The sequence below is a fragment of the Phreatobacter sp. genome (genome assembly GCF_051860605.1).
Taxonomy (GTDB): domain Bacteria; phylum Pseudomonadota; class Alphaproteobacteria; order Rhizobiales; family Phreatobacteraceae; genus Phreatobacter.
In genome coordinates this window covers 256,223-275,800 of the sequence record NZ_JBHYDR010000003.1, presented here as the reverse complement: position 1 = coordinate 275,800, position 19,578 = coordinate 256,223, and the positions used below count along the sequence as shown (strand labels likewise).

At 69.6% G+C, this 19,578-nt stretch carries 15 protein-coding genes; all 15 read left to right on the top strand.

Translation table 11 applies throughout. The annotated features are described in order from the left end of the window. Positions 1-92: 92 nt before the first annotated feature. Positions 93-1,577: a UDP-N-acetylmuramoyl-L-alanyl-D-glutamate--2,6-diaminopimelate ligase gene (locus ACTIFS_RS06810; protein ID WP_439573304.1), complete on the top strand. Its 1,485-nt coding sequence runs from the start codon at positions 93-95 to the stop codon at positions 1,575-1,577. Further along, on the top strand, positions 1,574-3,019 hold the full coding sequence (locus tag ACTIFS_RS06805; protein WP_439573303.1) for a UDP-N-acetylmuramoylalanyl-D-glutamyl-2,6-diaminopimelate--D-alanyl-D-alanine ligase: 1,446 nt from the start codon (positions 1,574-1,576) through the stop codon (positions 3,017-3,019). The genes ACTIFS_RS06810 and ACTIFS_RS06805 overlap by 4 nt, the downstream gene beginning before the upstream one ends. 66 nt (positions 3,020-3,085) lie before the next feature. Beyond that, positions 3,086-4,165, top strand: coding sequence for a phospho-N-acetylmuramoyl-pentapeptide-transferase (gene mraY / locus ACTIFS_RS06800; RefSeq protein WP_439573302.1), 1,080 nt, complete (start codon positions 3,086-3,088; stop codon positions 4,163-4,165). Position 4,166: 1 nt separating this feature from the next. Beyond that, positions 4,167-5,573, top strand: coding sequence for a UDP-N-acetylmuramoyl-L-alanine--D-glutamate ligase (gene murD, locus ACTIFS_RS06795; protein ID WP_439573301.1), 1,407 nt, complete (start codon positions 4,167-4,169; stop codon positions 5,571-5,573). Positions 5,574-5,652: 79 nt separating this feature from the next. Beyond that, positions 5,653-6,801, top strand: a complete 1,149-nt coding sequence (gene ftsW / locus ACTIFS_RS06790) for a putative lipid II flippase FtsW (RefSeq protein WP_439573300.1) — start codon at positions 5,653-5,655, stop codon at positions 6,799-6,801. Position 6,802: 1 nt separating this feature from the next. Next, positions 6,803-7,906, top strand: a complete 1,104-nt coding sequence (murG, locus tag ACTIFS_RS06785; protein ID WP_439573299.1) for an undecaprenyldiphospho-muramoylpentapeptide beta-N-acetylglucosaminyltransferase — start codon at positions 6,803-6,805, stop codon at positions 7,904-7,906. A gap of 95 nt (positions 7,907-8,001) precedes the next feature. Next, positions 8,002-9,411 (top strand): UDP-N-acetylmuramate--L-alanine ligase, encoded by a 1,410-nt coding sequence (murC, locus tag ACTIFS_RS06780; RefSeq protein ID WP_439573298.1) that lies wholly within the window; start codon positions 8,002-8,004, stop codon positions 9,409-9,411. Positions 9,412-9,447: 36 nt separating this feature from the next. Continuing rightward, positions 9,448-10,368, top strand: a complete 921-nt coding sequence (gene murB / locus ACTIFS_RS06775; protein WP_439573297.1) for a UDP-N-acetylmuramate dehydrogenase — start codon at positions 9,448-9,450, stop codon at positions 10,366-10,368. A 15-nt stretch (positions 10,369-10,383) separates the two neighbouring features. After that, positions 10,384-11,307 (top strand): D-alanine--D-alanine ligase, encoded by a 924-nt coding sequence (locus ACTIFS_RS06770; protein ID WP_439573296.1) that lies wholly within the window; start codon positions 10,384-10,386, stop codon positions 11,305-11,307. Continuing rightward, positions 11,274-12,245 carry a cell division protein FtsQ/DivIB gene (locus ACTIFS_RS06765; RefSeq protein ID WP_439573295.1) on the top strand — a complete coding sequence of 324 codons (972 nt, stop codon included), beginning with the start codon at positions 11,274-11,276 and terminating at the stop codon, positions 12,243-12,245. Before ACTIFS_RS06770 ends, ACTIFS_RS06765 begins: the two co-directional genes overlap by 34 nt. After that, positions 12,242-13,567, top strand: a complete 1,326-nt coding sequence (gene ftsA / locus ACTIFS_RS06760) for a cell division protein FtsA (protein WP_439573294.1) — start codon at positions 12,242-12,244, stop codon at positions 13,565-13,567. Before ACTIFS_RS06765 ends, ftsA begins: the two co-directional genes overlap by 4 nt. A 122-nt stretch (positions 13,568-13,689) precedes the next feature. Further along, positions 13,690-15,393 carry a cell division protein FtsZ gene (gene ftsZ, locus ACTIFS_RS06755; protein ID WP_439573293.1) on the top strand — a complete coding sequence of 568 codons (1,704 nt, stop codon included), beginning with the start codon at positions 13,690-13,692 and terminating at the stop codon, positions 15,391-15,393. A gap of 362 nt (positions 15,394-15,755) precedes the next feature. Beyond that, complete coding sequence (gene lpxC / locus ACTIFS_RS06750) at positions 15,756-16,721, top strand: UDP-3-O-acyl-N-acetylglucosamine deacetylase (protein ID WP_439573292.1); 966 nt, start codon at positions 15,756-15,758, stop codon at positions 16,719-16,721. A gap of 135 nt (positions 16,722-16,856) precedes the next feature. Continuing rightward, entirely contained in the window at positions 16,857-17,747 is an 891-nt protein-coding gene (locus tag ACTIFS_RS06745; RefSeq protein ID WP_439573291.1) for an outer membrane protein assembly factor BamD, read from the top strand. A gap of 126 nt (positions 17,748-17,873) precedes the next feature. Continuing rightward, entirely contained in the window at positions 17,874-19,529 is a 1,656-nt protein-coding gene (gene recN, locus ACTIFS_RS06740) for a DNA repair protein RecN (RefSeq protein WP_439573290.1), read from the top strand. Positions 19,530-19,578: the final 49 nt, after the last annotated feature.

The window sequence follows — 19,578 nt, the reverse complement described above, 5'->3', positions numbered from 1 at the left end:
TGCCCGCCCAGTTGCCTTGCGCGTTGACGTGCCTTGCCGACTCAAGTGCCAGCGCTCATCCCCTTGAGCTTCCCGGTTTCGACAGTGCCCCGATGGATCTCGCAACCCTCCTCGCCGACGAAGCCCCCGCCGCCCTTGGCCCGCGTCCCGTCAACGGTGTGACGGCCGACAGCCGTGCCGTGCGGCCGGGCTTCCTGTTCTTCGCGCTCAAGGGCGAGAAGGCCGACGGCATGGCCTATGCGGGCGCGGCCGCCGCCGCCGGCGCTGTCGCCATAGCCACCGACAGCCCTTCCGCGCCGGCCGACCTGTCGGGCGTGCCGGTGGTGCGGGTCGCCAATGCCCGCAGGTCGCTGGCGCTGGCCGCGAGCCGGTTTCATCCGGCCCAGCCTGCGGTCATCGCCGCGGTGACCGGCACGTCGGGAAAAACCTCGGTCGCGGCCTTCGTCCGCCAGATCTTCCAGGACAACGGCCATCCGGCCGCCTCCATCGGGACGGTCGGCGTGGTGCGCCCCTCGGGCGAGGTCTATGGCGGGCTGACCACGCCCGACCCCGTGACGCTGCACGCAACGCTCGATACCCTGGCCGGGGAGGGCGTCACGCATCTGGCTTTCGAGGCCTCCTCCCATGGCCTCGACCAGCACCGGCTGGACGGGGTGAGGATCGTCGCGGCCGGCTTCACCAACCTGTCGCGCGACCATCTCGACTATCACCACACGGTCGAGGCTTACCGGGCCGCCAAGCTGCGCCTGTTCACCGACCTCCTGCCGCCGGACGGCACCGCCGTGGTCGTCGGTGGGCCGGAGGGCGAACCCTTCATGGCGGCGGCACGGGCGCGCGGGCAGCGCCTTATCCGGATCCTGCGCGGGGCGGAGGGCGGCAGCGACGACATCGTGGTGACCGGCGAGGCCATCGACGGGGCCGGGCAGGTGGTCGATCTCGTCGCCTTCGGCCGTCCCGGCCGCATCCGCATCCCGCTTCTCGGCCGGTTCCAGGTGGACAATGCGCTGGTCGCGGCGGGGCTTGCGGTCGGCTGCGGCCTTGCGCCGGACCGGGCCATCGCCGCCCTCGGGCATCTGGAAGGCGCCAGGGGCCGGCTGGAATTCGTCGGCAGTTGCAACGGTGCGCCGGTCGTCGTCGACTATGCCCACAAGCCTGGCGCGCTGGAGACGGTGCTGGAGGCGGCCCGTCCCTTCGCGACCGGCAGGCTGGTGGTCGTCGTCGGCTGCGGCGGCGACCGCGATCCCGGCAAGCGGCCGATGATGGGCCGCATCGCGGTCGAAAAGGCCGACCGCGTCATCATCACCGACGACAATCCGCGCTCCGAGGATCCGGCTGCCATCCGCGCCCAGATTCTCGCTGCAGCGCCCGGCGCCGAGGAGATCGGCGACCGCGCCGAAGCGATCCGCACCGCGATCCGCGACCTCAGCCCCGGCGACCTCCTGCTGATCGCCGGCAAGGGCCACGAGACCGGCCAGATCGTCGGCGCGGTCACGCTGCCGTTTTCCGACCACGCGGTCGCGCTGCAGGCCATCGCCGACTTCTCCCCTAAGACTACCCCGAAAGGGTCCGCCGCATGAGCCAGGTTCCGCCGCTCTGGACCACCGATGCCCTCGCCCGCGCCATGGGCGGCCGCCTGACCGGCAGTCCCGCACCGGCCGTCCGCGATCTGTCGATCGACAGCCGCACGCTGGAGCCGGGCGAGGCCTATGTCGCCATCCGGGGGCTGACCCATGACGGCCACGCCTTCGCACCGGCGGCGCTGGAGAGGGGCGCGGCGCTTGCCATCGTCTCGCAGGCCTGGGCCGCCACCGCCCCTCCCGGAGCCTTCCTGGTCGTTGCCGATCCGCTGAAGGCGCTGGAAGCCGCCGGCAAGGCGGCCCGGGCGCGCACCGCCGCCAAGGTCGTCGCCGTCACCGGCTCGGTCGGCAAGACCTCGACCAAGGAGGCGCTGGCCCGCGTCCTGTCGCGCGAGGGACGCACCCATGCGCCGCCGAAGAGCTTCAACAACCATATCGGCGTGCCGCTGACGCTGGCGCGGATGCCGGCGGGCAGCCAGTTCGCCGTCTTCGAGATCGGCATGAACCATGCCGGCGAGATCACCCCGCTGTCGCGTATGGTGAAGCCCGACGTCGCCGTCATCACCAATATCGAGCCGGTCCATATCGAAAATCTCGGCTCGATCGAGGCCATCGCCAACGCCAAGGCCGAGATCTTCGCCGGTGTCGAGCATGGCGGGGCCGCCGTGCTGCCGCGCGACAGCCGCTTCTTCGACCGCCTCGCCCGCGCGGCGCGGGCGGCCGGCATCGACACCATCGTGTCCTTCGGCGACCACGAGGAGGCCGACGTGCGGCTGCTCCGGTTGGTGCTCTCGGCCGAGTGCTCGACCATCTCGGCGCGCGTCATGGGCACGGACGTCACCTACAAGCTCGGTTCGCCCGGCCGGCACCTTGCCGCCAATTCCTTGGCCGTGCTGGCCGCGGCCAAGCTGGCCGGTGCGGATCTGGCGGTCTCCGCCCTGGCGCTGGCCGAGATGCGGGCGGTCTCCGGCCGTGGCGAGCGCACGCAGCGGCGCCTGAATGGCGATTCCTTCACCCTGCTCGACGAGAGCTACAACGCCAATCCGGTCTCGGTGCGGGCAGCGCTCGCCGTGCTCGCGAGCACGGGCCGGGCCGGACAGGGCCGGCGCATCGCGGTTCTCGGCGACATGCTGGAGCTTGGCGCCGAGGGACCGGCGCTCCATGCCGGCCTTGCCGGGTCGCTCCAGGAGGCCGGCACCGATCTCGTCTTCTGCTCCGGTCCGCTGATGGAAAATCTCTGGAAGGCCTTGCCAGCCCATATGCGCGGGGCCTATGCCGCGACCGCGGCGGATCTCGAACCCCTGCTGGTCCGCGCGCTGAAGGCGGGCGACATCGTCATGGTCAAGGGATCGCGTGGCAGCCGCATGGCGCCGCTGGTGGAGAACCTCAAGGCGCGCTACCCGCTGGTCGCCTCCGAGGATCTGCACCAGGGCGCTGCCTGACATTCCCGGCCCGTCGTCCGCCGCCCGCCCCGCCCCGATCGCCGCAGAGAAGAGAAAAGACCGTCGATGTTTGCCTTCCTCGCCGAGTTCTCCAGCGTCTTCTCGCCGCTCAACGTCTTCCGCTACATCACCTTCCGGACCGGCGGGGCCATTTTCACGGCGCTGATCTTCGTCTTCCTGTTCGGGCCGGGCCTGATCCAGTTGCTCCGCCTCAAGCAGGGCAAGGGCCAGCCGATCCGCACCGACGGTCCCGAGCACCAGGCCAAGAAGGGCACGCCCACCATGGGCGGTCTGATGATCCTGTCCGGCCTCGTCATCGCGACACTTTTGTGGGCGAACCTGCGCAGCCCCTATGTCTGGATCCTGCTGTTCGTCACCCTCGGTTTCGGCGCCATCGGCTTCTATGACGACTATCTGAAGGTGACCAAGCAGACCCATGCCGGCTTTTCCAGCCGGGCGCGGCTGGCGCTGGAATTCGTCATTGCCGGGCTGGCGGTGAGCGCGATCATCTACGTGACGCGCGACCCGCTCAACACCTCGATCTACTTCCCGTTCATCAAGGACCTGTCGATCAATATCGGCCTGTTCATGATCGTTTTCGGTGCATTCGTGGTGGTTGGCTCCGGCAATGCGGTCAATCTCACGGACGGGCTCGACGGCCTTGCCATCGTGCCGGTCATGATCGCGGCCGGCACATTCGGGGTCATCGCCTATCTGTCGGGCAATGCCTTCTTCGCCAATTACCTGCAGATCACCCACGTGCCCGGCACCGGCGAGATCATCGTCATCATCGGCGCGCTGATCGGGGCAGGGCTCGGCTTCCTGTGGTTCAACGCGCCGCCGGCGCACATCTTCATGGGCGATACCGGCTCGCTGGCGCTGGGCGGGCTGATCGGCACCATTGCGGTCGCCACCAAGCACGAGATCGTGCTGCTGGTGGTCGGTGGCCTGTTCGTTCTGGAGGCGCTGTCGGTCATCGTGCAGGTCGCCTCCTTCAAGCTGACCGGAAAGCGCGTGTTCCGCATGGCGCCGATCCACCACCATTTCGAGAAGAAGGGCTGGTCGGAGAGCCAGGTCGTGGTCCGCTTCTGGATCATCGCCTTCGTGCTGGCGCTGGCCGGCCTGTCGACGCTGAAGCTGCGCTGACATGATCGCGCTCTCGACCCTGAAGGGCCGGACCGTCGCTGTCTTCGGCCTCGGCGGCTCGGGTCTTGCCACCTGTGCAGCGCTGGCCGCCGGCGGGGCCCGCGTCATCGCCTTCGACGACAACTCGGCCTCGGTGGCGAAGGCGGCCGCGGCCGGCCACGAGACCGCCGATCTGCGCCATATCGACTGGTCGGGCCTCGCCCTGCTGGTGCTGACCCCCGGCGTGCCGCTGACCCACCCCGCCCCGCACTGGACGGTGGGCCTGGCCCATGCCAACGGCGTGGAGGTGGTCGGCGATATCGAGCTGTTCTGCCGCCAGCGGCGGGCCAGCGCGCCCGCCTCGCCCTTCGTCGCCATCACCGGCACCAACGGCAAGTCGACCACCACGGCGCTGTTGGCGCATGTGCTGGCCCGGTGCGGCCGCGACGCCCAGATGGGCGGCAATATCGGCACGGCCATCCTGTCGCTGGAGCCGCCCGGCCCCGGCCGGTTCCATGTGATCGAGTGCTCCTCGTTCCAGATCGACCTGACGCCGACCCTCGACCCCTCGGTCGGCATCTGCCTGAACGTCACGGCCGACCACCTCGACCGGCATGGCACGCTGGAGGCCTATGCCGGGGTCAAGGAGCGCCTGATCGCCGGCATCCGGGACGGCGGGACCGCCGTCATCGGCATCGACGACCGCTTCGGCCAGGCCATGGCCGACCGGGCGGAGCGCGCCGGCCGGCACGTCGTGCGCCTGTCGATCCGCAATCCGCTGTCGGACGGCCTGTGCCTGGAGGGGGCCGACATCCTGCGGATGAAGGCCGGCGCGGTCGCCCACCGCTTCTCGGTGGCACGGGTCGGCGCGCTGCGTGGCACCCACAATGCCCAGAACGCCATGGCCGCCTATGCCGCCTGCGAGGCGCTCGGCCTGACCGGCGAGGAGATCGTCCGGGCGATGAAGACCTTCCCCGGCCTCGCCCACCGGCTGGAGCAGGTCGGCCGCATCGGCAACGTCCTGTTCGTCAACGATTCGAAGGCGACCAATGCCGATTCCGCGGAGAAGGCGCTGGCGGCCTTCTCGGACATCTACTGGATCGCCGGCGGCAAGCCCAAGGAGGGCGGCATCGGGCCGCTCGCGCGCTATTTCCCGCGCATCCGCAAGGCCTATCTGATCGGCGAGGCGGCGGAGGATTTCGCCCGCACGCTCGGCAGCCATCCCCATGTCGTGGCCGGCACGCTGGAGCGGGCCGTCCAGCTTGCGGCGGAGGATGCGGCCCGCGACGGCGCGCTGGAGCCGGTGGTGCTGCTGTCGCCGGCCTGCGCGAGCTATGACCAGTTCGCCAATTTCGAGGTGCGCGGCGCGGCCTTCCGCGATCTGGTGAAGGGGTTGCAGGACCCGGCGCTCCGCCCGGCACGCGGTTAACGAAGCGTTGAGCGCCGCCCGATAATCTTGTCGAAAGTCCCGGCACGACCGGGCGGGGTCCGGTATTCGGGGACGGCGCATGATCTCCAGGGCTGAACGCACGGCCTTCGGCGAATGGTGGTGGACCGTCGACCGGGCACTGCTGTTCTGCCTGTTCGCACTCATGCTGACGGGCATCGTGCTGTCGCTGGCCGCCTCGCCGGCTGTGGCCCACCGGATCGGCCTGGAAAGCTTCCATTTCGTCAACCGGCAGGTGTTCTTCCTCGTTCCGGCGACCGCCGTGCTGCTCGCCACCTCGTTCCTCAACCCGCACTGGATCCGCCGGCTCGCCTTCGTGGTGTTCATTGGTTCGCTGGCGCTGGTGGTTGCCACCCTGTTCATCGGTCCGGAGATCAAGGGCGCGCGCCGCTGGCTGAACTTCGCCGGCATCGGCCTGCAGCCCTCCGAGTTCCTCAAGCCCGCCTTCGTCGTGCTCTCGGCCTGGCTGTTCGCGGAAAGCGCCAAGCGGCCGGAAATGCCGGCCAATCTCATCGCCATGCTGCTGCTGGGTGCGGCCGTGACTCCCCTGGTCATGCAGCCGGATGTCGGCCAGACCAGCCTCATCACCATCGTCTGGGCGGCGCTGTTCTTCATGGCCGGCATGCGCTGGCTCTGGGTCTTCGGCCTCGCCGGCATCGGCGCCGTGGGCCTTTTCGGCGCCTATTATTCGTTCCCGCATGTGCGCCGGCGCATCGACAAGTTCATGGAGCCCGGCACCGCCGACACGTTCCAGGTCGATGTCGCGCTCGACGCCTTCCAGCAGGGCGGCTGGTTCGGCAAGGGGCCAGGCGAGGGCACGGTCAAGCGCATCATCCCGGACAGCCACACCGACTTCATCTTCGCCGTGGCGGCCGAGGAGTTCGGCGTCGTGCTGTGCCTGGCCATCGTCGCCCTGTTCGCCTTCGTCGTGCTGCGCTCGCTGAAACATGCCTTCGACGACGAGGACCCGTTCTGCCGCTTCGCCGTGGCCGGACTTGCCATGCTGTTCGGGCTGCAGAGCTGCATCAACCTGATGGTCAACCTGCATCTTGTGCCGCCGAAGGGCATGACTCTGCCCTTCGTCTCCTATGGCGGCTCCTCGCTGATCGCGCTCGCCTTCGGCATGGGCATGCTGATTGCCCTGACACGCCGCAGGCCGCGGGCCGAGACGCTGGCCGAGCTCAGCCACTACAAGTCGCAGCGGGTCTGAGATGAGCGAGCCCCTCGTGCTGGTCTGTGCCGGCGGCACCGGCGGCCACCTGTTCCCGGCCGAGGCCCTGTCGGTGGCGCTGGCCGCGCGCGGCGTGACGGTCGATCTTGTCACCGACGAGCGGGCCGAGAAATATGGCCGCGCCTTCCCGGCGCGCGACATCCACATCGTCGAATCGGCCACGATCGGGTCGAAGAACCCGTTCGCGCTGCTGCGCACGGCCGCAACGCTCGGTCGTGGATACATGAAGTCGCGCCGGCTGATCCGTCGGCTGAAGCCCGTGGCCGTGGTCGGCTTCGGCGGCTATCCGACCCTGCCGCCACTGTTCGCCGCGACCCAGTTCGGCGTGCCCACTATCATCCACGACCAGAATGCCGTGATGGGCCGGGCCAACCGCCAGCTCAGCGCGCGCGTGACGGCCATCGCCACCTCGTTTCCCGGCGTTCTCGACGGTAATCCGGCGCTTGCCGCCAAGGCGAGCTTCACCGGCAATCCGGTGCGGCCCATGGTGATCGAGGCCGCCGCCACGCCCTATGACCCGCCGCGCGGCGATGGTCCGTTCCGTCTCTGCGTGTTCGGCGGCAGCCAGGGTGCGCGCGTGATGAGCGAGATCGTGCCACCGGCAGTCGAGAGGATCGCGCCGGGCCTGCGCGCCCGCCTTGCCATCGTCCAGCAGGCCCGCGAGGAGGATCGCGCCGCGGTCGAGGCGGCCTATGCCGGGCTCGGGGTTGCGGCGGAAGTGGCGCCCTTCTTCGTCGACCTGCCGGCGCGGCTGGCCGCCGCCCACCTCGTCATTGCGCGTTCGGGCGCCTCCACCGTGGCCGAGCTTTCGGTCATCGGACGGCCGTCGATCCTTGTGCCGCTGCCGCACGCGCTCGACCAGGACCAGCTGATGAACGCGGCCACGCTCGCCTCGGCCATGGCCGCGACGGTGGTCAGGCAGGCCGACTTCACGCCCGACTGGCTGGCCGGGGATCTCTCGCGCCTGCTCGCCGATCCGGCGCCGCTGGCGGCCGCGGCGGCGGCTGCCAGGGCCCAGGGCCATGCCGATGCCGCGGACCGTCTCGCGGATCTCGTCGTGAAGACCGCGGGGCTGGGATCGTGATGTCGGGCCTTGCTGCGCCGGCCGCACTGACCTTCGTCCAGCCCCAATTCCCCCTTCAATCGCTACGGCCCGCCCGAATCCGGTAAACAAGCCCCATGAAACTGCCCCGCGACATCGGACCCATCCACTTCATCGGCATCGGCGGCATCGGCATGTCCGGCATTGCCGAGGTGCTGCTGAATCTCGGCTACAAGGTGCAGGGCTCGGATGCCGCCGAGGGCTACACGATCAAGCGGCTGAAGGATCGTGGCGCGACCGTCAGCATCGGCCATGCCCGCGAGAATCTGGGCGCGGCCGAGGTGGTGGTCGTCTCCACCGCCATCAGGCCGGACAATCCGGAACTGATGGCCGCCCGCGAGAAGCGCATCCCCGTGGTGCGCCGGGCCGAGATGCTGGCCGAGCTGATGCGGCTGAAATCCTGCGTCGCCATTGCCGGCACCCACGGCAAGACCACCACCACCTCGATGGTGTCCACCCTGCTCGATGCCGGCGGCTTCGACCCGACCATCGTCAATGGCGGCATCATCAATGCGCTGGGCACCAATGCCCGCCTCGGCGCCGGCAACTGGATGGTGGTGGAAGCCGACGAGAGCGATGGATCGTTCCTGAAACTGCCGGCCGATGTCGCCATCGTCACCAATATCGACCCCGAGCACCTCGACCATTACGGCACGTTCGACGCGGTCAAGAAGGCGTTCCGCGATTTCATCGAGAAGCTGCCGTTCTACGGCTTCGGCGTCATGTGTATCGACCATCCGGTGGTGCAGGACATGGTCGGCTCGATCACCGACCGGCGGGTCGTCACCTATGGCGAGAACCCGCAGGCCGACGTGCGGCTTCTCGACGTCGACCTCACCGGCGGCCAGTGCCGCTTCAAGGTGCAGTTCCGAGACCGCACCGGCGCCGTGATCGAGGAGATCGACGACCTCGTCCTGCCCATGCCGGGCCGGCACAATGCCCTGAACGCGACCTCGGCCATCGCGGTTGCCCGCGAGCTCGGCATGGCCGCGCCGCAGATCCGCAAGGCGCTGGCAGGCTTTGGCGGCGTCAAGCGGCGTTTCACGAAGACGGGAGAGTGGAACGGCGCGCTCATCTTCGACGACTACGGCCATCACCCCGTGGAGATCGCCGCCGTGCTGAAGGCCGCGCGCGCCTCCACCGACAGGCAGGTGATCGCCGTGGTGCAGCCGCACCGCTATACGCGCCTCGCCTCGCTGTTCAACGAGTTCTGCACCTGCTTCAACGAAGCCGACCATGTCATCGTGGCCGATGTCTATGCGGCCGGTGAACAGCCTCTGGCCGGCGCCAGCCGCGACGACCTCGTCTCGGGCCTCAGGATGCGCGGCCACAAGTCGGTGGTGGCGCTGGAGGGCCCCCATCAGCTTGCCGGCATCGTGGCCGGGGTGGCCGGGCCGGGCGACTACGTCATCTGCCTCGGCGCGGGCAGCATCACCAACTGGGCCTATGCCCTGCCGGGCGAACTCGAGAAGCTGGCGAAGGGGTGAGGGGCGTGGGGCATTCCTTCAGGGGGAGGGCGCCCCATGTTCGATGACCTGACCCCGGTCGTCCGCGCGCTGGTCCCCGGCCTTCAGGGCACGGTCACGGCCAATGCCTCGATGAAGCCGTTCTCCTGGTTCCGCACCGGCGGGCCGGCCCAGCTGCTGTTCGAGCCGGCGGGCGAGATCGACCTGATCGAGTTCCTCCGCCACATCCCCGCCGACTGGCCGGTGCTGCCCGTCGGCCTCGGCTCCAACCTTTTGGTGCGCGACGGCGGCATTCCCGGCGTTGTGGTGAAGCTCGGGCGGCCGTTCGCAGAGGTCGAGGTGCTGGACGGCCACCGCGTGCGCGCCGGCGCCGGTGCCCCCGACGTCAAGGTCGCCCGCGCGGCGGCGGAGGCGGGCATTGCCGGCTTCACCTTCCTGCGCGGGATTCCGGGCGCCATCGGCGGCGCGCTGCGCATGAACGGCGGGGCCTATGGCGGCGAGGTGAAGAACATCCTCGTGCAGGCCCATGGCGTCCACCGCGACGGCACGCCTGCCGCCTTTGACCTGGCGGCCATGGATTTCGGCTATCGCCGCTGCGGCGCGCCCGAAACCGTCATCTTCACCTCCGCCCTGTTCGCCGGCACGCCGGGCGAGCCGGAGGCGCTGCTGGACGCCATGGACGAGATCACCCGCCAGCGCTCGGCCACCCAGCCGGTCAACACCCGCACCGGCGGCTCCACCTTCGCCAATCCGCCCGGCCAGTCGGCCTGGAAGCTGGTGGACGAGGCCGGCTGCCGGGGGCTCGGGATCGGCGGCGCTCAGGTGTCGGAGATGCACACGAATTTCCTCGTCGCCTCGCCGGAGGCAACCTCCGCCGATATCGAGCGCCTCGGCGAGGAGGTGCGGCGGCGGGTGAGGGAGACGAGCGGCATCACGCTTCACTGGGAAATCAGACGGGTGGGCCAGCCGCTGGCCTGACGGGAAGGAAAGACCATGACCAAACCCCATGTGGCCGTGCTGATGGGCGGCTGGGCTGCCGAGCGCGAGGTGTCGCTTAACTCGGGCAAGGCCTGCTCGGATGCGCTCGAATCGCGTGGCTACCGTGTCTCCCGGGTCGATGTCGGCCGGGATATCGCGCAGAAACTGGCCGAGCTGAAGCCGGACGTTGCCCTGAACGTCACCCATGGGCGGCCGGGCGAGGACGGAACGCTGTCCGGCATCCTGGAGGTCATGGCCATTCCCTACACCCATTCCGGCGTGATGGCCTCCGCGCTCTGTATGGACAAGGCCATGGCCAAGCGCGTCATGGCGGCGGCCGGCATTCCGGTTCCGGGCGGGCTCATCGTCTCGCGCCGCGAGGCGGCGCGCGAGCACCTGCTGCCGCGTCCCTATGTGATCAAGCCGAATACCGATGGCTCCTCGCTTGGCGTGTTCATCGTCACGCGCGAGCACGAGCACCCGCCGCAGGAACTGCATTCGGCCGACTGGGCGCTGGGCGAGTCGGTGCTGGTCGAGCCGTTCATCGCCGGACGCGAACTGACCTGCGCCGTCATGGGCGACCGCGCGCTCGGCGTCGTCGAGATCACGTTCGCGGGAACCTTCTACGACTACGAGGCGAAGTATGCGCCCGGAGGGTCGCGGCACCTGATTCCCGCGCCGCTTAAACCAAATATTTACTCTGAGGTCCAAAGACTGACTCTCGCAGCGCATCAGGCGCTCGGCTGTAAAGGGGTCAGCCGTGCGGACTTCCGATACGACGATACGCCCGGGGGAACCGGGCAGCTCGTCTGCCTCGAGGTCAACACGCAGCCCGGGATGACCGGGACATCGCTCGTCCCCGACATGGCCGCTCACGAAGGTATCTCGTTCGCCGAGCTGGTCGAATGGATGGTGTTGGACGCTTCTCTCGATCGCTGAACACCGGGGCCCGGGGGGCCGCTGCCGGACCGGACGGGCTTGCCCGCCGCTCCGCCACCCTCCCGCGCCGGCCCGGCCGGCTGGCGATTCGGCTGCGCCGGCTGGTCTCGCGCGTCGGGGCAGTCCGCCTGCCGCGGCGAATCGGCATCCTCGGCACCGCCCTCCTGTTCGCGGCAACCGGCCTCTACGGCATCCAGCGCGGCGACCACGGCGAGGTCGTCCGCGAGGCCCTTGTCAGCCTCGGCGACATGGCGGCGAACGCCGCCGGCCTGCAGGTCGCCGCCGTCAGGCTTACCGGCAATGCCCGCATGAGCCATGGCGAGGTGCTGGCCGCTGCCGGCATCCGTGCCGATTCCTCGGTGCTGTTCTTCGATCCGGCCGGCGCCCGGGCGCGCCTCAGGGCGAGCCCCTGGATCGCCGACGCCACGATCGAGAAAATCTATCCGAACGACCTCCAGATCTCGGTGGTCGAGCGCGAGCCCTATGCACTGTGGCAGCGCGACGGACGGATCGCCGTCATCAGCGAGGATGGTGCCGTCATCGTCGACCATCTCGATGCCCGCTTCCGCCACCTGCCCCTCGTGGTGGGCAAGGGCGCCGACCAGCGGGTGCGCGAGATCATCGGCCTGATGGCGGATTTCCCCACCATCGCCCCGCATGTGCGGGCCGCGACGCTCGTCGCCGAGCGGCGCTGGACGCTGGTGCTGAAGAACGGCACCGACGTGCGCCTGCCCGATGCCGACATCGACCGGGCGCTGGCCCGCCTCGTCCGCCTCGACGAAGACCGGCGTCTGATGTCGCGCGATGTCACCATGATCGACCTGCGCCTTCCCGACCGGGTGACGGTGCGCCTGTCGGACGAAGCCATGAAGCTGCACGAGGCGGCCCTGCGCGACCGCGAGCGCGCACGACGCCGGGCCCTGGGGCAGCGCACATGACCGGCAGCACCCGCAACGGCCTCACCCCGAAGATGCGCCCGGTGTCCCCGCGCCGGTCGGCGGTGCTCTGCGTGCTCGACATCGGCACCTCCAAGGTGGTGTGCATGATCGTGCGGCTGCGTCCGCGCGAGGGCACCGACGTGCTGCCCCACCGCACCCATGTCGCCGAGGTGATCGGCTTCGGCCATACCCGCGCGCTCGGCATGAAGGCCGGCACGGTCGCCGACATGGCCAAGGCCGAGACGGCCATCCGCCAGGCCGTCGATGCGGCAGAGCGCATGGCCCAGGTCGAGGTCGACCGGGTGGTCGTCACCATCTCGGCCGGGCGGATCGGCTCGGAGCAATATGCCGCGCAGGTGACCTGCCAGGCCCCGCGCGTCGAGGACCGCGATATTCACCGCGTGCTGGAGGCCGCCTCCGATCACTCGATCCGCCAGGGCCGGGCGGTGCTGCACTCGATCCCGACCGGCTTCCGCCTCGACGAGACGCGGTCCATCCGGGACCCGCGGGGCATGCTCGGCAGCCAGCTCGGCGTCGACATGCATGTCGCCACCTGCGACATCGCCACCGCGCGCAACCTGATGCTCTGCGTCGAGCGCTGCCACCTGACCGTGGAGGCCATGGTCGCCGCCCCCTTTGCGGCCGGCCTTGCCGTGCTCACCGACGACGAGACCGAACTCGGCACGCTCTGCGTCGACATGGGCGCCGGCACCACCACGCTCGCCGTGTTCTCCGGCGGCCATTTCGTCCATGCGGACGGCATCGCCCTCGGTTCCCAGCACATCACCATGGATCTGGCCCGCGGCCTGTCCACCCGCCTGTCCGACGCCGAGCGCATCAAGGTGCTGAACGGCGCCTGCTTCGCCGCGAAGTCCGACGAGCGCGACATCATCAACGTGCCGGCCATCGCCGAGGACGAGCGCGACCTGCCGAATGCGGTCACCCGCGCCCAGGTCATCCGCATCATCCGCCCGCGGGTGGACGAGATCCTGGAAATGGTCCGCGACCGCCTGCATGCGGCCGGTGCGGCCGCCGAGGCCGGACGTCGCGTCGTCCTGACGGGCGGCGGTGCCCAGCTTCCGGGCCTTGCCGACCTTGCCGCCCAGGTTCTCGGCCGTCAGGTGCGCGTCGCGCGCCCTGTCGGCGTCACCGCCCTTCCCGACAGCGCCAAGGGTCCGCCCTTCGCGGCCGCCGTCGGTCTCACTGTCTATCCGCAGATCGCGGGGATCGAGCATTTCGAGCCGCAGCGGCGCTTCTTCGCCGCCACCGGCACGGACGGCTACTTCTCCAGGGTCGGGCGATGGATCAGGGACAGTTTCTGAACAGAACCGGCCCGCGCCAATGCGGGCCGGCACGAGCAACGCAGTCCGGACGCCGCCGGCAGCGCAACTGGGTTAAGACGAGCGACGTGGCGGTCGCCTGAGTGATGCGAGCGAGGCTCAAGATGAACATCAACCTGCAGGTGCCCGATATCCGGGAACTCAAGCCCCGGATCACCGTTTTCGGGGTTGGCGGTGCCGGCGGCAACGCCGTCAACAACATGATCGAAAGCGGCCTTCAGGGCTGCGACTTCGTCGTGGCCAATACCGATGCCCAGGCGCTCATGTCCGCCAAGGCCGAACGGATCATCCAGATGGGCATGGCTGTGACCTCCGGTCTCGGCGCCGGCTCCCATCCGGAGGTGGGCGCGGCGGCCGCCGAGGAGGTGCTGGACGAGATCCGCGATCACCTCGCCGGCTCGCACATGGCCTTCATCACGGCCGGCATGGGCGGCGGCACCGGAACAGGCGCTGCGCCCGTCATCGCCCGCATGGCCCGCGAACTCGGCATCCTGACCGTCGGCGTGGTCACCAAGCCCTTCCACTTCGAGGGCATGCGCCGCATGAAGACCGCCGATTCCGGCATCATCGAGCTTCAGAAGTCGGTCGACACCCTCATCGTCATCCCGAACCAGAATCTGTTCCGGGTGGCGAACGAGAAGACCACCTTCACCGATGCCTTCGCCATGGCCGACCAGGTGCTCTATTCGGGCGTCGCTTGCATCACCGACCTGATGGTCAAGGAAGGCCTCATCAACCTCGACTTCGCCGACGTCCGCGCCGTCATGCGCGACATGGGCAAGGCGATGATGGGCACCGGCGAGGCGACCGGCGAGCGTCGCGCGATCACCGCGGCCGAGGCGGCGATTGCCAACCCGCTGCTCGACGAGACCTCGATGAGGGGCGCCAAGGGCCTGCTCATCTCGATCACCGGCGGCAATGATCTGACGCTGTTCGAGGTGGACGAGGCGGCAACCCGCATCCGCGAGGAAGTCGATCCGGACGCCAACATCATCCTGGGCGCGACCTTCGATTCGAGCCTCGACGGCACCATCCGCGTGTCGGTCGTCGCCACCGGCATCGATATCGGCCAGGAACTCGGCGCGGTGTCGCCCGCGGCGCAGCCGGCGGCAACGCCGCTCGCCGAGATCACGGCGCGCCTGCGCCAGAGCGCCCAGCGCGTGGCCCAGACGGCCCAGCCTGCGGCGGCCGCCCCGGCGCCGGTCGAGGTTCAGCCGGAATACGCCCCGGTGGCCATGGAGCAGCTGCCCGTCGAGCAGGCACCGCCCCTGGTGACCGAGAACGAGGTGGTGCTGCAGCCGGTCGCGGCCCGCCCGGCGCTGTTCCGCGAAGCTCCCGTCGAGCTCGACGCCCCGCCGGTTCCGCCGCGCGAGGAGCCGATGCCCGCCCGCGACTTCATCCCGCCGGCTGCCGAGCGCCCCATGCGCCCGGTTCGCATGCCCGCCGCCGAGGACCTGCCGCGTCCGGTCCAGCAGCAGCTGAAGGCGGTTCGCGAGCCTGCTCCGATGACGGCTCCCTCGATCAATCCGGTGGAGAAGAAGCGCGTCTCGCTGATGGACAAGCTCGCCGCCATCGGCTTCACCCGCCGCAGCGACGAGCCGGCCGAAGCGCCGCCCGCGCCGCGCCAGGCCGCGCCGGTTGCGCCCCCGCGCCCGACCCCGCAGGTGCAGCGCGCCCCGGCGCCGGCCCCCCAGATGCGCCGCGAACCCGGCGGTCTCGACGTCCACGGCAGGCCGGTCCAGCCCGCCGCGCGTGCCGAGGAGGACCATCTGGACATTCCGGCCTTCCTGCGCCGTCAGGCCAACTGACCGGGGCGGCCGGTACGGCCGCAATTGTTACAAAATCTTGCAGACCATCAACTTACCCGGGCCTGACACGCCCGGGTAAGTTTTTGTTAAGGCATCATTTTTAGAGTGTTAACGCGGTCGATAAATTGCGACCGAATCTTGGTAACAGTCAGACATGAACCGTGACTTGGCGCATGGCGGGGGGGTGTCTATGGTCCCGCCCGTTCGAGCCGAGGATGTTCGGTAGCTCGCGATTCGTGGGTAAGCCTCCGGGCGCTGAACACAGCGATCCGGCACCGGGTTCGAAGGTCATGGAAGGGGCACACCTTCTGCAGTCTGGCGGCTTGCCGCGCGGCTGTGGACGGGTGGCAGAGACGGTCGACATGAAAGCTGCAAGGCAGACGACTCTCCGCGAGCAGGTCCAGATCGATGGCATCGGGGTGCATTCGGGCGCCGCGGTTTCCGCGACCCTGCACCCGGCCGAAGCTGGAACCGGCATCTGTTTCCTCAGGTCCGACCAGGACCACGCCGAAATCCCCGCTATTTTCCGCAATGTGTCCAGTGCCGAACTGTCGACGGTGATCGGCGACCCGGCCTCCGGCGGCGTTGCCACCATCGAGCACCTGATGGCCGCCTTCCACGGCCTCGGCGTCGACAATTGCCTCGTCGAGGTGGACGGGCCGGAAATGCCCATCCTTGACGGTTCCTCGGCGCCCTTCGTGGCGGCCATCGAGCAGGTCGGCTTGGAGACGCTGGACGCGCCGCGCCGCGCCATCCGCATCCTCAAGCCGGTTGTCATCGAGACCGATCGCGGCGTTGTCGAACTCCATCCCCATGATCGCAGCCAGACCGAGCGTAGCCAGGCCGAGCGCGGCCTGAAGCTCGAGGTGGAGATCGATTTCGACAACCAGCTGGTCGGCCGCCAGATCTATGGCATCGACCTTCACCCGGCCACCTTCCGCCGCGACGTGGCGCGCGCGCGCACCTTCGGCTTCATGCAGGACGTTTCGCGCCTGTGGGCAGCGGGACGCGCGCTCGGCGCCTCGCTCGAGAACACCGTGGTCGTCGGTGACGACCGCATCCTCAACCCGGAAGGCCTGCGTTTCCGGGACGAGTTCGTGCGCCACAAGCTGCTCGATGCCGTGGGTGACCTGGCACTGGCGGGCGCCCCGATCATCGGCCGGTTCCGGTCCTGGCGCGGTGGCCACCGGCTCAATGTCGCGCTCATCCAGGCCCTGTTTGCGGACCCCAGCGCCTATGCGCTGGTCGAGCCGGCCCCGGTGCGCCGCGAGCGCGGCCATGCCGATCTCGGCGTTGCCATGCCGGCCTATGGGCCGGATGCCAGCTGACGCCGCAATCTGGCCTCAACTCCTGTTCAGAACCGTCGCCGCTGGACGGTGGTCCCGCGCGGCGATTTCGGGTAAGAGCGCTGCCGACGGCCCGGCGACCGGGCCCTGCGCAGTTTTGTGGGAAGGTTCGTAACCGTGGTGAAGCGCTCCCTCGACAGCCGCGTTCCGGCCCTGGCTTCACGCCGTCTTCCGACACGCATGCTTGCCGTCGTGCTGGCGCTGGCCATGCCGCTGGGTGCCTGCTCGAACACACCCTCCTTCGGCAACCTGTTCGCCGGACCCGACCCGTCCAACCTGCCGGACGAGCCGGCCGAGAAGCTCTACAACGAGGGCATCGCCCTGCAGAACCGGCGCGAATGGCGTCGGGCCGCCCTGAAGTTCATGGAGATCGACCGCACCCATCCCTATACGGAATGGGCCAAGCGGGCGCTCGTCATGGCCGCCTATTCCTACTATGAGGCGCAGGACTACGAAGAGACCATCAACCAGGCCCGGCGCTACGTTCAGCTTCACCCCGGCTCGCCTGACGCCGCCTATGCGCAATATCTGATGGGCGCCGCCCAGTTCGACCAGATCCCGGACGTCCAGCGCGACCAGGGCCGCACCGAGCGCGCCCTCGTGGTTCTCGAAGAGGTCACCCGCAAGTGGCCGCAGTCGGAATATGCGGTCGCCGCCCGCCGCAAGATCGAGGTCGCCCGCGACCAGCTCGCCGGCCGCGAGATGGTGGTCGGCCGCTACTATCTCCAGCGCCGCCAGTTCTCCGGGGCGATCAACCGCTTCCGGGTCGTGGTCTCGCAGTTCCAGACCACCCGCCACGTCGAGGAGGCGCTGGCCCGGCTGGTCGAGGCCTATATGGCGCTTGGCATCGTCAACGAGGCGCAGACGGCTGCCGCCGTGCTCGGGCACAATTTCCCCGACAGCCAGTGGTACAAGGACAGCTACGCCCTCATCCAGGGCCAGGGTCTGACCCCGCGCGAGGACACCGGCTCGTGGATCAGCCGCGCCTTCCGGCGCATCACCGGCTGAACCGGGGCCGCGCATCCGGCGCCCTCTCACCCCTTTCGTTCCTTCTCCGTTCGCGATAAGCCATGGGGCGTCGTCGCCCGGGCCGAATCCGGCGCCGGCCCGCTGCCGGGAACCCGCGAACAGCCCATGCTCGTCCAGCTCTCGATCCGCGACATCGTCCTGATCGACCGGCTCGATCTGACCTTTGCCGAGGGGCTGTCGGTGCTGACCGGCGAGACCGGCGCCGGCAAGTCGATCCTGCTCGACGCGGCCGCTTTGGCGCTCGGCGCGCGCGGCGATGCTGCGCTGGTGCGCCATGGCGCGCCGCAGGGCCAGGTGACGGCGGTGTTCGACGTGCCGATGGCCCATCCGGCCCGCACGATCGCGCAGGAAGCCGCGATCGATACCGATGGCGATCTGATCCTGCGGCGCATCCAGTTCGCCGACGGTCGCACCCGCGCCTTCGTCAACGACCAGCCGGTGAGCGTCCAGGTGCTGCGCGCCATCGGGGCCTCGCTCGTGGAGATCCACGGCCAGCATGCCGACCGCGCCCTTGTCGAGCCGGAGGCTCACCGCGCCCTTGTCGATGCCTTCGGCGGCCTGACGGTCGAGGCGGAGGCGGTGCGCGAGGCCTGGAAGGCCTGGCGGCAGGCGCGCCATGCGGTGGAGGAGGCCCAGGACCGTCTCGCCAAGGCCCGCGCCGATGGCGACTTCCTGCGCCATGCGGTGGGCGAACTGACCAAGCTGCGCCCCGAGCCCGGCGAGGAAACCCAGCTGGCCGAGCGGCGCCAGTCGATGATGGCATCCGAGAAGATCGCGGCCGACCTTGCCGAGGCCATGGACGCCCTGTCCGGCCCGACCTCGGCGGTGCCCTCGCTGGCCTCGGCCTGGCGGCGTCTGGAGCGGCGCGCGCCCCAGGCCCCGGACCTGGTCGAGCCGATCGTCAGGGCCTTCGGGGAGGCGCTGGACCGGATCGAGGATGCCCGTGCGGCGGTGGAGGCGGCCCAGCGCGCCGCCGATTTCGATCCGCGCGAGCTGGAACGGTTCGAGGAGCGCCTGTTCGCCCTGCGGGCCGCGTCGCGGAAATATGCCGTGCCGGTCGATTCGCTGGCGGGTCTCGCCGGGCGCTTCACCGCCGATCTTGCCACGCTGGACGCCGGCGAGGACCATCTGGCCGGCCTCGGCCGTGCCGCTGCTGCCGCCGAATCGGCCTACCGGGTCGCGGCGGGCCGCCTGTCGGAGCGCCGGCGCGAGGCGGCCGCACGGCTTGACGCAGCCGTCAATGCCGAGCTGAACCCGCTGAAACTGGACAATGCCCGCTTCATGACCGAGCTCAGCGGCGAACAGGACGGGCCATCGGGCTCCGATCGCGCCGAGTTCTGGGTGCAGACCAATCCCGGCACCCGGCCCGGCCCGATGATGAAGGTGGCCTCCGGCGGCGAGCTCTCCCGCTTCATGCTGGCGCTGAAGGTGGTGCTGGCCGACCAGGGGTCGGCGCCGACCCTCGTCTTCGACGAGATCGACAGCGGCGTCGGCGGCGCCGTGGCGGATGCCATCGGCCAGCGGCTGGCGCGGCTCGGCGGCAAGGTGCAGGTCCTGTCCGTCACCCATGCCCCACAGGTCGCCGCCCGCGCCACGCGCCACTACCTCATCGCCAAGGAGGCGGCCGGCGAGGGGGTTGCGACCCGCGTGCGCCCGCTCGGCTTTGACCGGCGCCGCGAGGAACTGGCCCGCATGCTGGCCGGAGAGACCATCACCGACGAGGCGCGCGCCGCCGCCGAGAAGCTGCTGAGGGTCGGGTGAACGGCGACCGCTGACAGGTTTCGTCGCGGCTGCCCTTGCCCATGTCCGC

Coding starts and splice junctions, on each gene's coding strand:
- murC (WP_439573298.1), top strand. CDS start 8,002: ATGAAACTGCCCCGCGACATCGGACCCATCCACTTCATCGGCATCGGC.
- ftsA (WP_439573294.1), top strand. CDS start 12,242: ATGACCGGCAGCACCCGCAACGGCCTCACCCCGAAGATGCGCCCGGTG.
- recN (WP_439573290.1), top strand. CDS start 17,874: ATGCTCGTCCAGCTCTCGATCCGCGACATCGTCCTGATCGACCGGCTC.
- mraY (WP_439573302.1), top strand. CDS start 3,086: ATGTTTGCCTTCCTCGCCGAGTTCTCCAGCGTCTTCTCGCCGCTCAAC.
- ACTIFS_RS06805 (WP_439573303.1), top strand. CDS start 1,574: ATGAGCCAGGTTCCGCCGCTCTGGACCACCGATGCCCTCGCCCGCGCC.
- ftsW (WP_439573300.1), top strand. CDS start 5,653: ATGATCTCCAGGGCTGAACGCACGGCCTTCGGCGAATGGTGGTGGACC.
- ACTIFS_RS06765 (WP_439573295.1), top strand. CDS start 11,274: ATGGATGGTGTTGGACGCTTCTCTCGATCGCTGAACACCGGGGCCCGG.
- ACTIFS_RS06770 (WP_439573296.1), top strand. CDS start 10,384: ATGACCAAACCCCATGTGGCCGTGCTGATGGGCGGCTGGGCTGCCGAG.
- lpxC (WP_439573292.1), top strand. CDS start 15,756: ATGAAAGCTGCAAGGCAGACGACTCTCCGCGAGCAGGTCCAGATCGAT.
- murB (WP_439573297.1), top strand. CDS start 9,448: ATGTTCGATGACCTGACCCCGGTCGTCCGCGCGCTGGTCCCCGGCCTT.
- ftsZ (WP_439573293.1), top strand. CDS start 13,690: ATGAACATCAACCTGCAGGTGCCCGATATCCGGGAACTCAAGCCCCGG.
- ACTIFS_RS06810 (WP_439573304.1), top strand. CDS start 93: ATGGATCTCGCAACCCTCCTCGCCGACGAAGCCCCCGCCGCCCTTGGC.
- murD (WP_439573301.1), top strand. CDS start 4,167: ATGATCGCGCTCTCGACCCTGAAGGGCCGGACCGTCGCTGTCTTCGGC.
- murG (WP_439573299.1), top strand. CDS start 6,803: ATGAGCGAGCCCCTCGTGCTGGTCTGTGCCGGCGGCACCGGCGGCCAC.